Source organism: Herbiconiux moechotypicola (genome assembly GCF_024979255.1).
GTDB classification, from domain to species: Bacteria; Actinomycetota; Actinomycetes; order Actinomycetales; family Microbacteriaceae; genus Herbiconiux; species Herbiconiux moechotypicola.
On the sequence record NZ_JANLCN010000004.1, the window covers coordinates 61,058 to 76,278 of the forward strand.

The window sequence follows — 15,221 nt, forward strand, 5'->3', positions numbered from 1 at the left end:
CCGGCGACGCCGCTGGGCGCGCTGGCGCGGCCCAGCCCGTGGGCGACCAGGCGGTGCTCGATGCGGGAGACCGCGCGGCCCCGGTGCGCACCCTCGTCGACGTGCTCACGCAGACCGCGGCCGAGCATCCCGACGCCCTCGCGCTCGACTCGCCCGAGGGCGCGGTCAGCTACCGCCGTCTCATCCGCCTGGTGAACGCGCAGGCCGCCGACCTCACCATCGGCGGGGTGCGACGCGGCGACAAGGTGGGCATCCGCATCCCGTCGGGCACCCGTGAGCTCTACGTGTCGATCCTCGCGGTGCTCGCGGTGGGCGCGGCATACGTGCCGGTCGACGCCGACGACCCCGAGGAGCGCGCGCGACTCGTGTTCGGCGAGGCGAAGGTGGTGGGCGTCGTGGGCGTGGGCGGGGTGTTCACTCCGAGCGCGGCAGCGGCGTCGGATGGGCGCGACGGGGCTGCGGATGCACGGGGCGGCCCAGCGGCGAACACGGCAGTGGCGAACGCGGCAGTGGCGCAGGCGGCCGGCGGCCATGCCGCGGTAGAGCCGCCCACGCTCGCCTCGCCCACCGGCACGATCCCGGCGCTCGGCGCGCCGCATCCCGACGACGACGCGTGGGTCATCTTCACCTCGGGTTCGACGGGAGTGCCCAAGGGCGTCGCGGTCACCCACCGTTCGGCGGCGGCCTTCGTCGACGCCGAGGCCCGGCTGTTCCTGCAGAGCGCGCCGATCGGCCCGACTGACCGTGTGCTCGCCGGGCTCTCCGTGGCCTTCGACGCCTCGTGCGAGGAGATGTGGCTCGCGTGGCGCAACGGCGCCTGCCTCGTGCCCGCTCCGCGCTCGCTCGTGCGCTCGGGCGTCGATCTCGGCCCCTGGCTCATCGCACACGGCATCACGGTGGTGTCGACCGTGCCCACCCTCGCCGCGCTCTGGCCCGAGGAGGCGCTCGAAGCGGTGCGCCTGGTGATCTTCGGCGGCGAAGCCTGCCCGCCCGAACTCGTGGCGCGCATCGTCGCCCGTGGGCGGGAGGTGTGGAACACCTACGGCCCCACCGAGGCGACCGTCGTCGCCTGCGGTGCCCTGCTCGACGGCGGGCCCGTGCGCATCGGTCTCCCACTCGACGGCTGGCGCCTCGCCGTGGTCGACGCCGTGGGTGCGCGCGTCGCCGAGGGCGAGACGGGCGAGCTCATCATCGGCGGCGTGGGGCTCGCGCGCTACCTCGACCCGGTGAAGGATGCGGAGAAGTACGCTCCCTTCCCCTCGCTCGGCTGGGAGCGGGCCTACCGCAGCGGCGACCTCGTGCGCTTCGAGGCCGAGGGCCTCGTGTTCGTGGGCCGGGCCGACGACCAGGTCAAGCTCGGCGGGCGCCGCATCGAGCTCGGCGAGGTCGACTCCGCGTTGCAGGGCCTGCCGGGGGTGGCGGGAGCTGCGGCTGCGGTGAAGACGACTCCGGCCGGCAACCAGATCCTCGTGGGTTACCTCGCACTCGCCGACGGTGCCGAGTTCGATCGCGAGGCCGCCAACGCGCGCCTGCGGGAGGAGCTGCCGGCCGCGCTGGTGCCGCTTCTCGCGGTGGTCGACGCACTGCCGACCCGCACCTCGGGCAAGGTGGATCGCGCGGCGCTGCCGTGGCCGCTGCCCGGCGGCGCGGGCAGCGGGCCGGGAGCGGGCGGGTCAACCGGCTCGGGGAGCGCGGATGCGGGCGACGACGGCCGACCGGGCGCCGACGGCGGGGTGGACGGCCTCACTCCCACCGCGGGCTGGCTGGCCGAGCGCTGGACCGCCATCCTCGGCATGCCCGTCACGAGCGCCGACGACGACTTCTTCGCCCACGGCGGCGGCTCGCTCTCGGCCGCGCAGCTGGTCTCCGCCATCCGTGAGCGCTTCGCGGAGACGCGTGTCGCCGACATCTACGACCACCCGCGTATCGGGGCGCTCGCCGACGAGCTCGACGCGCGGGCGGGTGTCGTGGGCGCAGTGGGCACGGGCGCCGGCGCGGGCCCGGGCGCAGCGGGTCGCACGGGTGCAGTTGGCGGGGCGGGCGCCTCTCGCGGCCCCCAGCGCACCCTCCGCGTGACCCCGGCGTCGAGCCGCATCGTGCAGACCCTGCTCGGCATCCCGCTGCACATCCTCGTCGGCCTGCGCTGGACCGTCTACCTCGCCACGGCGAACAACCTCCTCGCCGCCTGGACCGGCGCGAGCTTCGTGCCCACCCTCGACTGGTGGGTGATCGTGCTCGGCTTCGTGCTCTTCGTCACCCCGCCGGGGAAGATGCTCATCTCGGTGGTGGCGGCGCGCATCCTGACCGCGGGCCTGAAGCCGGGCGCGTACCCGCGCGGCGGCAGTGTGCACCTCAGGGTGTGGCTGGCCGAACAGGTGGCGCAGATGGCGGGCGCGGTGAGTCTCGCGGGTGCGCCGTGGATCCTGTACTACGCCCGCGCGCTCGGCGCGAAGATCGGGCGCGGGGTCGACCTGCACTCGCTGCCGCCCATCACGGGCTGGATCAGCATCGGCGGCCGGGCCGCGATCGAGCCCGAGGTCGACCTCGCGGGGCACTGGGTCGACGGCGACACTTTCCGCATCGGCCGCGTGCACGTGGGCGCCGACGCCACCGTGGGCTCGCGGAGCACGCTGCTCGGCGGCACCACCATCGGGCGCGGTGCCGTGGTGGAGCCGGGCGCCGTGGTGTCGGGCCGGGTTCCGGCGGGCGAGCGGTGGGCGGGGTCGCCGGCGGGGCGCGTCGGTCCGGCTCGGCGCGACTGGCCGGCCGTGCGTCCCGCCCCGGCGAGGCGCTGGCTGGTCGCCTACGCGCTCGGCTCGCTCGCGATGGCGGCCATGCCCGCGATCGCCGTGGTGCTCGCCGCCCTCGTGCTCGGGGCCGGCATCGCAGGGTCGGCCTCGCTCGCCGAGGCCGCGTGGCGTGCTGCGGCTCTGATGCCGCTGGCTGTGGTGGTGGCAGGGCTCAGCTACGCGCTGCTCGTGCTCGGCTCGGTGCGGCTGCTCGGCATCGGTCTGCACGAGGGCTACTTCCCGGTGCGCAGCCGCATCGGGTGGCAGGTGTGGTCGACGGAGCGCATCCTCGACGCCGCCCGCACCCTGCTGTTCCCGATCTACTCCAGCCTCTTCACGCCGGTGTGGCTCCGGATGCTCGGGGCCAAGGTGGGGGCCTACGTGGAGGCCTCGACGGTGCTGCTGCTGCCGAAGCTCACCACGATCGCACCGGGGGCGTTCCTCGCGGACGACACGATGGTCGCCTCCTACGAGCTCGGCGGAGGCTGGCTGCACATCGCCCCCGCCAAGGTCGGGCGCCGTGCCTTCCTCGGCAACAGCGGCATGGCCGGACCGGGACGTTCGGTGCCGCGCAACGGGCTGGTCGCGGTGCTCTCCTCGGCGCCGCGCAAGGGCAAGCGGGGGTCGTCGTGGCTCGGCAACCCGGCCATCCGGTTGCGGCGCACGGTGACCGACTTCGACGAGGCGCGCACCTTCCGGCCGCCGACGCGGCTGAAGGTGGCGCGGGCGGTGTGGGAGCTGCTGCGCATCGTGCCCGTCATCGTGACGGGCTGGATCGCGCTCGTGGTGCTGCTCGCGCTGGAGGCGCTCTGGATCGAGCTCGGCCTCGGCTGGGCGATCGTGCTCTCCGGCGTGGTGATGCTCGCCGTGGGAGGGGCGGCGGCGCTCGTGAGCACCGCGGCGAAGTGGCTGCTGGTGGGGCGCATCACGGCCACCGAGCATCCGCTCTGGTCGTCGTTCGTGTGGCGCAACGAACTCGCCGACACCTTCGTCGAGACGGTCGCCCGGCCCTGGTTCGCGGCCAACGCCGCCGGCACGCCGGCGCTCGCCGTGTGGCTGCGCACGCTGGGGGCGCGCATCGGCCGCGGGGTGTGGTGCGAGTCGTACTGGCTGCCCGAGGCCGACCTGGTGACGCTCGGCGACGGCGCCGCGGTGAACCGCGGCTGCGTGGTGCAGACGCACCTCTTCCACGACCGCATCATGCAGCTCGACGCGGTGGAGCTGGCCGAGGGTGCGACGCTCGGGCCGCACAGCGTCATCCTGCCGGCGGCCGGCATCGGCGCCCTGGCGAGCGTGGGACCGGGGTCGCTCGTGATGCGCGGCGAGCTCGTGCCGCGGGCCAGCGTCTGGGCAGGAAACCCGATCGCTCCGTGGCAGACTTGAGGCCAGTCATGGCCTCCCACACCCCTTCGACCGTAGGCGCGACCTCCGCGGGCGATCCCTACCTGCCCGGGAGTGGCAACGGCGGCTACGAGGTGCTGCACTACGACCTCGATCTCGACTACCGCGTGTCCACCAACCGGCTCGCCGCCGTGGCGGTCATCCGGGCGCGCACCACCATGCCGCTCAGCCGGTTCAGCCTCGACTTCGCGGGGCTGAGCGTGGTGAAGGTGACGGTCGACGGCCAGCGCCCGCGCAAGATCGCCGAGACCACCCGCAAGCTCGTGGTCACCCTCGACACCCCCCTGGCAGAGGGTGCGGAGTTCACCGTGACGGTGCGCTACCGCGGCGCCCCGCATCCGGTGCGCAGCCCCTGGGGCGAGGTGGGATGGGAGGAGCTCTCCGACGGTGTGATCGTGGCGGGTCAGCCCTGCGGCGCGGCCACCTGGTACCCGTGCGACGACCAGCCGGCGAGCAAGGCGACGTATCGCATCACGGTGTCGTGCGAGTCGGGGTACACGGCCGTGTCGAACGGTGTGCTGACCGGGCGCACCACCCGCTCGGGGCGCACCGCGTGGACCTACGAGATGCGCCAGCCGATGTCGAGCTACCTGGCCACGGTGCAGATCGGGCGCTATCGCACGCGGCGGCTCGCCGAGCATCCCGTGCCCCAGTCGGTGGTGCACCCCGCCGACCTCGAGCGGCAGGTGGCGATCGACTTCGGTCAGGTGCCGCGCATGCTCGAGCTGTTCACGCGGCTGTTCGGGCCGTACCCGTTCGAGGAGTACGCGGTGGTGGTGACCGACGACGCGCTCGAGATCCCGCTCGAGGCGCAGGGGCTCGCCGTGTTCGGGCGCAACCACGTCGACGGGAGGCACGGCAGCGACCGGCTCATCGCGCACGAGCTGGCGCACCAGTGGTTCGGCAACAGCCTCACGGTCGCGCGCTGGCAGGACATCTGGCTGCACGAGGGCTTCGCCTGCTACGCCGAGTGGCTGTGGGCCGAGGAGTCGGGCGGGCCGAGCGCCGACGAGAACGCGGCTCTGCACCGGGCGGGGGTCGACGCCCTGCCGAAGGACATCGTGGTGGCCGACCCGGGGCCGCGCGCCATGTTCGACGACCGGGTGTACAAGCGGGGGGCCCTGGCGTTGCACGCGGTGCGGAAGGCGGTGGGCGATGAGGCGTTCTTCGACGGGCTGCGGGCGTACGCCGCCGAGTGCGAGCACGGGCTGGTGTCGCCGATCGACTTCGTGGAGATCATGGAGCAGAACGTGGGCGACGGGGTCGACGTGGGCGGCATCGTGGAGCGCTGGGTGGGGAAGCGGTCGCTGCCGAAGCTCTGAGCGGGCGCCGCCGCCGCGGCCTCACGCGGTGTGCTTGCAGAAGTCACCGGTGCAGGCGCGGGGCGAGGTCGGTGACGACTGCGACGGCTGCCACGAGTGTGCCGTGGGGTGTGTGGCGGGTGAATGCCCGAAGGTGTGTGCGGCTGGGATCGATCGCCGAGCCGGGGGGCACCGCTTCGAGGTGGAAGGCGGGGAACGGTTCCCACGGTGGGTCCAGGGTGTCCACGCCGGGCCGTGGCACCGGGGGAGGCGCCGACCGCGGTGCCCAGGTGAGTCGCAGAGCGCGCGGGTCGGCGCGCAGGCCGGTGCCGGCTGCCTTCAGGAGAGCCTCCTTGATGGTCCACGCGGCGGTGCGTAGTTCGAGGTGGTCGACATCACGGGCGGCCGCACCGCGTTCGAGGTCGGCGAGCTCATCGGCGGTGAACGCGACCGAGTCGATCGGGGCGCGTGCGACGGCGGTGGTCGACTCGAGGTCGATGCCCAGCGCGTCGGCTCCGGAGGCGACCGCCCAGAACGAGCCGCCGTCGGTGCGCGACAGGCTGACGGTGAGCGGGAGGGCGCCCGGGCCGGGGCCGGCGTGCGTGGAGCGCAGTTCCGGGCGGCCGTGATCGGTGGCACCGCAGGTGGGGCACTGGTGGCTGAGTCGCACCGAGCCGTCGGGCAGAGCGAGGATGCGCGCGGTGGACGTCTCGACAGCGAGGTGATCGTCGTCGCGGGAGGCCTCCGGTGTCGAGACGCCCAGCCACACCTCGGGAGGGCGAGCGACGTTCACCCGCCCATCCAACCATGCCGCCTCGGACGGAGGCGGCCGTCGCCGAGCGTTCACCGAGTGCCGGTCGACTACAGCTGTCGACAGAGGTAGCATCGCCGGATGGGACGACACAGAGACGTGAAAGCGCTCGCACTCGCGGCGCTCGCCACCCTCGGCCTCACCGCCGGGCTCCTCGCCGGCGGTGGCCCGGTTGCCGCAGCCGAGGTCTCGCCGACTCCGCCGCCCACCTCCACGCCCGAGCTCAACGCGGCCTCCGCGCCCACCGCGGCCTCCGAGCCGACCCAGCTCACCGCGGCCTCCGAGCCGACCCAGCTCACCGCGGCCTCCGAGCCCACCGCGGCCTCCGAGCCGACCCAGCTCACCGCGGCCTCCGAGCCCACCGCGGCCCCCGAACCCACCCCAACCCCCACCGCCACCCCCGAGCCCACCCCCACCGTCGCCCCCGACCCCGACGGCCCCCTCACCTCCCGCATCCCGGGCGTGAGCACCAAGAGCTTCGACCCCGACGACATCGTGAGCAACAGCAACCTGTTCGGCGGCGGGCGGATGTCGGCCGGCGCGATCCAGTCCTTCCTCGAGCTGAGATGGAACGAGTCCAACCCCGGCGGCGTGTGCGCCCAAGGGTCGGTGTGCCTGCCCGCGTTCGTCACCGACACCACCTCCATCCCGTCCAGCGCTGAGTGCAGCGCCTTCCAGGGGCGATCGAACCAGCGGGCCTCCGACGTGATCGCCGCGGTCGGTCGCAGCTGTGGAATCAGCGAGCAGGCCCTGCTCTCGCTGTTGCAGAAGGAGTCGGGTCTGCTCTCGTCGGCCGCGCCCGAGCAGTCCGACTACGACCAGGCCATGGGCTTCGACTGCCCCGACAGCACGGGATGCGCGGAGGAGTACCGCGGATTCTTCAAGCAGGTGTACTGGGCGGCGTGGCAGTTCGAGAACTACCGTCTCGATCCCGACGGCCTGAGCTACCCGGTCGGCAAGCCGAGCCGCATCGCCTACTCGCCCAGCGCCGACTGCTCCAAGAACGCCCAGGCTCCACTGCGCACGCCACGCAACCTAGCCACGGCTGCGCTCTACACCTACACGCCGTACCAGCCCAACGCCGCCGCGCTCAGCTCCACGAGCGAGGGCGACGCCTGCTCGAGCTACGGCAACCTGGTGTTCTGGGTGAACTTCACCGACTGGTTCGGGCTGCCGCAGAAGGATGCGCCCATCGGCGTCGATCGGGTGAACGGCGCTGATCGCTTCACGGGCGCCGTCGCGATCGCGCAGGCCGCCTATCCGTCGGGTGCTCCGGTGGTCTACGTGGCCAGCGGACTGAACTACCCGGACGCGCTCTCGGCCGGCCCTGCGGCGGTCGCGGCGGGCGGGCCGCTCCTGTTGACCGATGCGCTCACGCTGCCGGGCGCCGTGCGCGAGGAGATCGCCCGGTTGACCCCGGACCGGATCGTGGTCGTGGGCGGAACGTCGTCGGTCTCGAAGTCGGTGGCCGACGCGTTGAGGACGGTGGTCTCCGGCGCATCCGTCGACCGTATCGCCGGGTCGACCCGCTACGAGACCTCGCGGCTGCTGGCCGCCGACGCGTTTCCTGAGGGTGCGGAGGGTGCCTACCTCGCCACGGGAACGAACTTCCCGGATGCGCTCAGCGCGGGCGGGGCGGCCGGGTTCCGTGCGCAGCCGGTGCTGCTCGTCGACGGCAGCGCTTCGTCGCTCTCGGCCGCCGACACCTCGCTGCTCCGGGAGCTGGGCGTCGACGACCTCACGGTGGTGGGCGGGCCGAACTCGGTGAGCGCCGGCGTAGTCGCCTCGGCGAAGAAGGTGGCGCCCACCGTGCGGATCGCGGGGTCGGACCGCTTCGACACCTCACAGCGAGTCAATGCGGACGTGTACCCCGTGGTGCCCCGAGCCTTCCTCGCCACGGGCTCCACCTTCCCCGACGCACTCGCGGGGAGCGCGTGGGCCGGGGCGCAGGGCGCCCCGTTGTTCGTCGTGCCGCAGAACTGCCTGCCGTCGTCGGTGCTGGCGGGTCTCTCGCCGGCGGGGGTGTCGCGGGTGACGCTGCTCGGTGGGCCGAACTCGCTCGGCGATGGGGTGGCGCGGCTGCAGCCCTGTTGAGTCGGAGGCTCGACGCGGTGAGCGCGGGCGCGGCCCGCTGATCGGAGACGCTGAGAGATGCCGGATGCGCGCCGAATCGCCGAATCGGTGAACCGGTTTACAAAAAGAGGTTGACCGGTTTACCTGAGACCAACAGAATGGCCAGGTGCACTCGTTCTCGCCCTCGTCCCTCCCGCCCGCGGCCCTCGGCGTCGCCTACTATCCCGAGTACCTCCAGGAGGACAGGCTCGACGCCGACCTCGACCTCATGGTGGCCGCCGGCATCCGCACCATCCGCATCGGAGAGTCGGTGTGGAGCACCTGGGAACCCCGCGACGGCGAGTTCGACACCGCCTGGATCGTGCCCGTGCTCGACGCCGCCCACGCCCGCGGCATCCGCGTGGTGCTCGGCACCCCCACCTACGCCGTGCCGCCGTGGCTCATGCTCGCCCACCCCGAGATCGCGGGGGAGCGGCGTACCGGGGAGCGCATCCTGTGGGGCGCCCGGCAGGAGGCCGACCTGCACCACCCGGTGTTCCGCCGCTACGCCGAGCGGCTCATCCGCCGGATGCTCACCGACGTGGGCGCGCATCCGGCCATCGTGGGGTTCCAGGTCGACAACGAGCCCGGCGAGCACGTGCTCTACAACGACGGGGAGTTCGTGCGGTTCCGGGAGTGGCTGCTCGAGAACGTGGGCGACGTCGAGCACCTGAACGACGCCTGGAACCTCACCCACTGGTCGCACCGCCTCACCCGCATCGAGGAGTTGTGGAGGCCCGACGGCAACCTCGTGCCCCAGTACGACCTGGCGTGGCGCCGCTTCCAGGCCGAGTCGACGGCCGGCTACATCGCGTGGCAGACCGCGATCGTGAGCGAGTACGCCGCGCCGGGCACCTTCATCACGACCTGCATCGACCGCGATCGCGCCGCGGTCGACGAAAGGCTGCTCGGCGAGGCCGTCGAGGTGGCGGGCGCCAACCTCTACCTCGCCACCCAGGAGGCTGCGGCGCACGGTGCGCCGGGCTCTCCGCGTTTTCCGGCATCGGGCGACTGGGCGGCGCTCTACGGGGCCGACCGGGCGCGGGGCATCACGGGCGGACCGTTCCTCGTCACCGAGACCAATGCGCAGTCGGTCGGCTCGGCGTGGCACACCTTCCCGGCGCTCGACGGGCAGTGGCGGCTGTTCGCGTGGTCGTTCGTCGCCCGCGGTGCCCGCCTGGTGTCGTACTGGAACTGGCACACCATGCACGCCTCGTGGGAGACGCAGTGGCACGGCGTGCTGCCCCACACCTTCGTGCCCGGACGCGCCTATCGCGAGATCGCGCGCCTCGGCGCCGAGCTGGTCGAAGCCGAGGGCTGGACGGCCGGGCTCGCTCCCGAGGCTCGTGTGGGGTTGCTCTACTCGACGGATGCGCACCGCCTGTGGGAGTTCCAGGCGCCGGTGGCGCTCGCCTCGGCCCCCGGGGCACCGGCCCTGCAGGGCGAACCCGACCGTCATGCCTACGAAGACGTGGTCTACACCTGGTACGGCGGGTTCTCGCGGGCGGGGTCGCAGCAGCGGGTGCTGCACGACCACGACCTGACGCAGCTCGACGCGGCGGAGCTGGCGGCGGAGCTGCCCGTGCTCGCCGTGCCGGCTCTGCCGGTGGCGAGTGACGAGACGCTCGAGTGGCTCGGCAATTACGTCGAGGCCGGTGGACACCTCGTGATCGGGGCGCGGTCGCTCGTCTGCGACGACGAGGGCCGCTTCAGGTCGACGGATGCGCTGGCCGCGCTGGTGGGCGGCGCCTGGTCTGTCGACGAGTTCACGTCGCTCCGCGCGGCTGCGCCCGTGCACTCGCCGGAGCAGCCGACGGATGTGCCTCTCGGCGAGCTCACCGGCTTGCTGGAACTGCTGTCGGTGCCCGCCGATGCGCGGGGTGATGTGGAGTCGGGCGCTGAAATCCTCGCCTGGGCGGATTCGGTGTTCGGTTCGTCGCCGGCGGCGGTGACCGTGGCGCGAGGGGCCGGCAGGGTGACCTACCTCGCGGGCTTCCCCACGGTGGAGCTCGCCGAGTGGCTGGCGCGGTGGGTGGCGGATGCCACTCCGGCGGCCCGCGACGGCTGGAGGGGCGATCGCCTGCCCGGGGTGCAGGTGCAGAGCGCGGTGGGCGCCGACGGCAGCCGCACGTGGTTCCTCTTCAATCACACCGCCGCATCCGTCGCCGTCGCTCTCGGCGGTGCGTTCGTCGACCGGCTCGGCGCAGACGAGCAGCGGCACGCCGGCGACGGGTCAGCCACGACCGACACCGTCCACCTCGCGCCCTGGGGCGTCGCAGCCCTGGAGGAGCGGGCATGACCGCCGCCGACCCCCACCGCCTGGCGGCGCGCTTCCCGGCCGGGTTCCGCTTCGGCGTCGCCACCAGCGCCTACCAGATCGAGGGCGCCGCCCACCGCGACGGCAAGGGTCCCTCCATTTGGGACACCTTCACGAACACCCCCGGCCGCGTCGACCGCGACGTGCCCGGCGACCGCGGCGCCGGCCACTACGACCGCTGGCGTGACGACGTGCAGACCATGCGCGAGCTCGGCCTCGGCGGCTACCGTTTCTCGCTCAGCTGGCCGCGGCTGTTCCCCGAGGGGGTCGGCGCCCGCAATCCCGCCGGGTTCGACTTCTACCGCCGCCTGATCGACTCCCTGCTCGAGGCCGGCATCGAACCCCACGTCACGCTCTACCACTGGGATCTGCCGCAGGCTCTCGAAGACCGCGGCGGCTGGGCGAACCCCGACGTCGCCGGGTGGTTCGGCGACTACGCGGCCGCCGCGTTCGAGGCCTTCGGTGACACCGTGCCGACCTGGGCCACGCTCAACGAGCCCATCTCGATGTGGGTGGGCTACGGCATGGGCCTCTTCGCACCGGGGCATCGGGATGCGCGCCTGGGCCGGCTGGCGATGCACCACGCGATGCGCGCGCACGCCCGCGGGGTGCAGGCGTTCCGCGCCTCCCGCGCGGGTGGTGGCGGCGCGGGTTCCGGCGGCCCAGGTGGCGGCGCGGGTGTCGGTGGTACTGCCGTCAGCGCTGGTGCCCAGATCGGGATCGCCGTCGACGTGTGGCCGCGGCATCCGGAGACCGACAGCGAGGTCGACCGCGCTCTGGCGCGCCGGGAGGAGGAGACGAGCTTCCGGTTCTTCCTCGACGCCGCATTGCGCGGAGAGTACCCCGAAACGATGGTCGACGAGCTGGCGGCCGCAGGACTGAGCGACGCCGAAGCGGCTCCGGCCCCGCTCGAGCCGATCGACTTCGTGGGCGTGAACGTGTACTCCCGCTCGATCGTGAGTGCCGACCGTCCCGGGGCGGTGTGGTGGCAGCCGGGCGACCCGCATCCGGGAGGCAACTACCTCTCGAACGGCCAGGAGTTCTACCCCGCAGCAGCGCGTGAGGCGCTCGCCGTGGTGCGGGAGGAGTACGGCTGGCGCGGGCCCGTGCAGATCACGGAGAACGGATTCGGCGAGTCGGTGCCCGGAGGTGAGCCGGCTCCGCTCGACGACGCCGAGCGCATCCGCTACGTCGCCGGTTTCCTCGAGGCGATCGCCGACGCCGTGGCCGACGGCAGCGACGTGCGGGCCTACTATCTGTGGACGCTCATGGACAACTTCGAGTGGGCAGCCGGGTACTCGCAGCGCTTCGGGCTCCACGCCGTCGACGAAGCCGACCAGCACCGCACGCCGAAGGCCTCGGCACGGTGGTATCGCGAGTTCATCGCCGCGCACCGTGAGGCGCGTCACGACACGCCGCGTCACGCCGGCGATGCCAAGTAGACCGGTTTAGCGCTTTTCCGTAAGGTTGCTGCATGGCATCCGTACCGCGCCGCCGCCCCACCATCGCCGACGTCGCCGCCCTCGCCGGGGTGTCGAAGGGCGCGGTCTCGCGTGCCCTCAACGGCGGGGCCGGTATCAGCGCGCCCACCATCGCGCGCATCCAGGCCGCCGCCGCGGAGCTCGACTGGGTGCCCAACTCCGCCGCGCGCGCGGTGAGCGGGGCGGCCTCGCAGGCGGTGGGCCTGGTGCTGCGGCGCAATCCCGAGCTGCTGGAGGCGGACCCGTTCTTCCCGGCGTTCATCGCAGGGGTCGAGCAGGTGCTGAGCGCCGCGGGGCAGTCGGCCGTCATCCGCTTCGTGAGCGAGGCCGGGGCCGAGCACGACGCCTACCGGCGGCTGTTCAGCGAGCGGCGCGTCGACGGGTTCCTTGTGACCGACCTGCGGCACCACGACCCGCGCTTCGAGTGGTTGCGCGCCCTCGAGGCCCCTGCGGTGGTGGCCGGCACCCCGCCCCGCACGTGCACGCTCCCGAGCGTGGGCACGGGCAGCGCCGACCAGGTGCGCGAGCTGTTGCGCCACCTCATCGACGCGGGGCACCGCACCATCGCGCACGTGTCGGGGCCGCCGTCGCTGCGGCACGCCCGCCGCCGCATCGACCTGTGGCGCCAGACCCTCGAGGAGGCCGGACTCGAACCCGGCCCCCTCGCCGACGGGGAGTTCACCTCGGAGGGCAGCGTGCGCGCCACCCGCGAGCTGCTCGAGGCCCCGAACCGCCCGACCGCGATCTTCTACGCCAGCGACGTGATGGCGATCGCGGGCATGTCGGCCATCGCGGAGGCCGGGCTGAGCGTGCCCGACGACGTGGCGGTGGCGGGGTTCGACGGCATCGCGCTGTCGAACTATGTGGTGCCCTCGCTCACGACCGTGCACTGCGACTACCAGCTGATGGGCCGCCGCGCCACGCAGATGCTGCTCACCCTGGTGCGCGGAGAGGAGGTGCCCCACATCTCCACGCCGGTGGGCGCTCAGCTCGTGGTGCGGCGCTCCACCACCCGCACCCCGTAGGGCTCGAGCTCGATCGCCGCGAGCGCGGCACCGTCAGCACGCGCATCGCCCGCACCCGCCGTGCCGTCCGCATCCGCCGCCCCGGGTGCGCCCGCCGCACCGGGCGCACCCTCCGCCCCGCCCGCGAGCGCCACCAGCCCCGCCCCTTCGGGCACCACCGGCGCCACCGTCACCGGCGACCCCGAGACGTTCACGAACCACACGAACTCCCGCCCGTCGCGGTGCCGCATCCGGTCGACCACCACCCGCGGGTCGCCCGACGCGATCTCGGGCGCGCATCCCGACTCCGCCGCGAGCGCCGCGTAGAGCCGCTGCACCTCGTCGTCGCGGTGCGCGTGCGCCCGCGCCGAGCCGAAGTACTCCACCGAGTACGTGCCGAGCCACACCCAGCCCGCACCCTGCCGGCGGCGCACCAGCGCGGGCCGGCCCTGCGCATCCCGTGCCATCACCTGCACGCCTTCGGGCAGCGCCGAATCGTCGAGCGGCAGCATGTGCCGCGCCTCGATCGTGCCGGCCACGGGGAACCGCAGCACCTCGCCCGCGGCGAGACCCCCGAACGGCACCTCCACGCGCCACTCCACCACGTCGTCGACCTCTTCGCGCAGGCCGTAGCGCAGCAGGTGCGGCATGCCCGCCACCCCCGCCACGTCGGGCCACCACGAGCCGCGGTGCGAGCCGCTCACCCCGCTGAACCAGGAGTAGTAGACCGTGCTGCCGGCCTCGGCCCACCGCTCGAGCAGCCGCGCGGTCGGGGCGGTGAGCAGCTTGTTCGAGGGCACGAGCACCAGCGGTGCGGCCGTCTCGAGCGACTCCTCGCGCACCACCGCCGGGGCCAGTCCCGCGGCCCGCGCCGCGAGGTAGGCGTGGCCCGTGACCTTCGCGATCACGGGGCGTTCCTCGGGCGAGATGCGCGGGTGCAGGTGGATGGAGGAGGGCAGCACGATCATCGTGTCGGTCGCCGCCCGGGCGAGGCCGGGGAAGTCGACCGCGTCGAGCACCGAGCGGAAGCGCGCGATCTCCTCCAGTTGCGGCTTCGGCGTGCCGTCGGCGCGGGTGAGCCCGAAGCCGAGCTCGAACGGGTGGTGGTCGTAGGGCGGCTGGTCCCAGAGGTCGAAGTCGGTGTTGTTCCAGGGGATCCACCCCGTGGCGCCCGCCAGCAGCGAGAGGTGCAGCGACTGCCGGTAGAGCTCCACGGCGGCCCGGTCGGAGGAGAGCGCGTCGGGCACGCCGAACTCCTCCAGCACCACGGGCTTGCCGAAGTGCGCGAACTCGCACACCAGCGAGGCGGCGGCGTGCACGCGCACCTGGTCGTCGTCCATCGGGTAGCTGTGCGGGCCGATGAAGTCGACCAGGTCGAGCTGCCGGGCGATGCGGAAACCGTTGTCGCGCCCGCCGAGCTCACGAGTCCACGCGCCGTCGCCGAGCGACACCGGCTGCGTGCCGCCGCCCTCGCGGATCGCACCGACGCACACCTCCGCCCAGCCGCGCACCGCATCCGGGGTCGCCGGCCCCGCGTAGTTCGTGAACTCGTTCGACACCAGCCAGGCCCAGACGGCCGGATGCGCGTGGAGGCGCTCGGTGACGCTCCGGATGAACCAGGCCTGCCGGTCGAGCATGAACGGGTCGGTGTAGAGGTCGCGGCCCTCGCGCCACGGCACGTCCCAGTCCTCGCCCGACATGTGGCCGACGAGGAAGGTGGGGATGGTGGGCACGCCCTCCTCGGCGCTGGTGTCGAGGAACCGCAGATAGGCCTGCACGAACGGCTCGGCCAGCACCTCGGGCCCGGGATGGAAGTCGGGCCAGAACAGGAACGACCGGGTGTGGGTCACCCCGTGCGCCCGCAGGGTGCGCAATTCCTCCCGGGCCACGTCGTCGTCGTAGTCGCGCCACATGAACGGTCCGCCGCGACGTGACCAGTAGTTGACGCCGAGCAGGATCTCGGGGGAGAGGTGAGGGGCGGGCCGGTCGATCCGATCCATTCGGT

8 protein-coding genes are annotated in these 15,221 nt (G+C 73.2%); 6 read left to right on the top strand and 2 right to left on the bottom strand.

Annotation, left to right across the window (positions count from 1 at the left end; translation table 11 throughout):
• Positions 1–83: 83 nt before the first annotated feature.
• Positions 84–4,172 carry a Pls/PosA family non-ribosomal peptide synthetase gene (locus N1031_RS07455; protein ID WP_425551836.1) on the top strand — a complete coding sequence of 1,363 codons (4,089 nt, stop codon included), beginning with the start codon at positions 84–86 and terminating at the stop codon, positions 4,170–4,172.
• An 8-nt stretch (positions 4,173–4,180) separates the two neighbouring features.
• Positions 4,181–5,512, top strand: a complete 1,332-nt coding sequence (locus N1031_RS07460) for a M1 family metallopeptidase (protein WP_259478987.1) — start codon at positions 4,181–4,183, stop codon at positions 5,510–5,512.
• 43 nt (positions 5,513–5,555) lie between these two features.
• On the opposite strand, the gene N1031_RS07465 is transcribed toward N1031_RS07460, so the two are convergent.
• On the bottom strand, positions 5,556–6,284 hold the full coding sequence (locus N1031_RS07465; RefSeq protein ID WP_259478988.1) for a 4'-phosphopantetheinyl transferase family protein: 729 nt from the start codon (positions 6,282–6,284) through the stop codon (positions 5,556–5,558).
• Between the two features lie 99 nt (positions 6,285–6,383).
• On the opposite strand from N1031_RS07465, the gene N1031_RS07470 reads away from it, so the two are divergent.
• The 4 genes from N1031_RS07470 (at position 6,384) to N1031_RS07485 (ending at position 13,237) form a co-directional block, all read left to right on the top strand.
• Entirely contained in the window at positions 6,384–8,396 is a 2,013-nt protein-coding gene (locus N1031_RS07470; RefSeq protein ID WP_259478989.1) for a cell wall-binding repeat-containing protein, read from the top strand.
• Between the two features lie 145 nt (positions 8,397–8,541).
• The gene (locus tag N1031_RS07475) at positions 8,542–10,713 is read left to right on the top strand and encodes a beta-galactosidase (RefSeq protein WP_259478990.1); all 2,172 of its coding nucleotides are present in this window, start codon (positions 8,542–8,544) and stop codon (positions 10,711–10,713) included.
• Positions 10,710–12,173, top strand: coding sequence for a glycoside hydrolase family 1 protein (locus N1031_RS07480; protein WP_259478991.1), 1,464 nt, complete (start codon positions 10,710–10,712; stop codon positions 12,171–12,173). Before N1031_RS07475 ends, N1031_RS07480 begins: the two co-directional genes overlap by 4 nt.
• 32 nt (positions 12,174–12,205) lie before the next feature.
• A complete protein-coding gene (locus N1031_RS07485) occupies positions 12,206–13,237 on the top strand; it encodes a LacI family DNA-binding transcriptional regulator (RefSeq protein ID WP_259478992.1) in 1,032 nt (343 codons plus the stop codon).
• Here the strand turns inward: N1031_RS07485 and N1031_RS07490 are convergent.
• On the bottom strand, positions 13,198–15,216 hold the full coding sequence (locus N1031_RS07490; RefSeq protein ID WP_259478993.1) for a beta-mannosidase: 2,019 nt from the start codon (positions 15,214–15,216) through the stop codon (positions 13,198–13,200). The two genes, N1031_RS07485 and N1031_RS07490, sit on opposite strands and share 40 nt — an antisense overlap.
• Between the last annotated feature and the right edge of the window lie 5 nt (positions 15,217–15,221).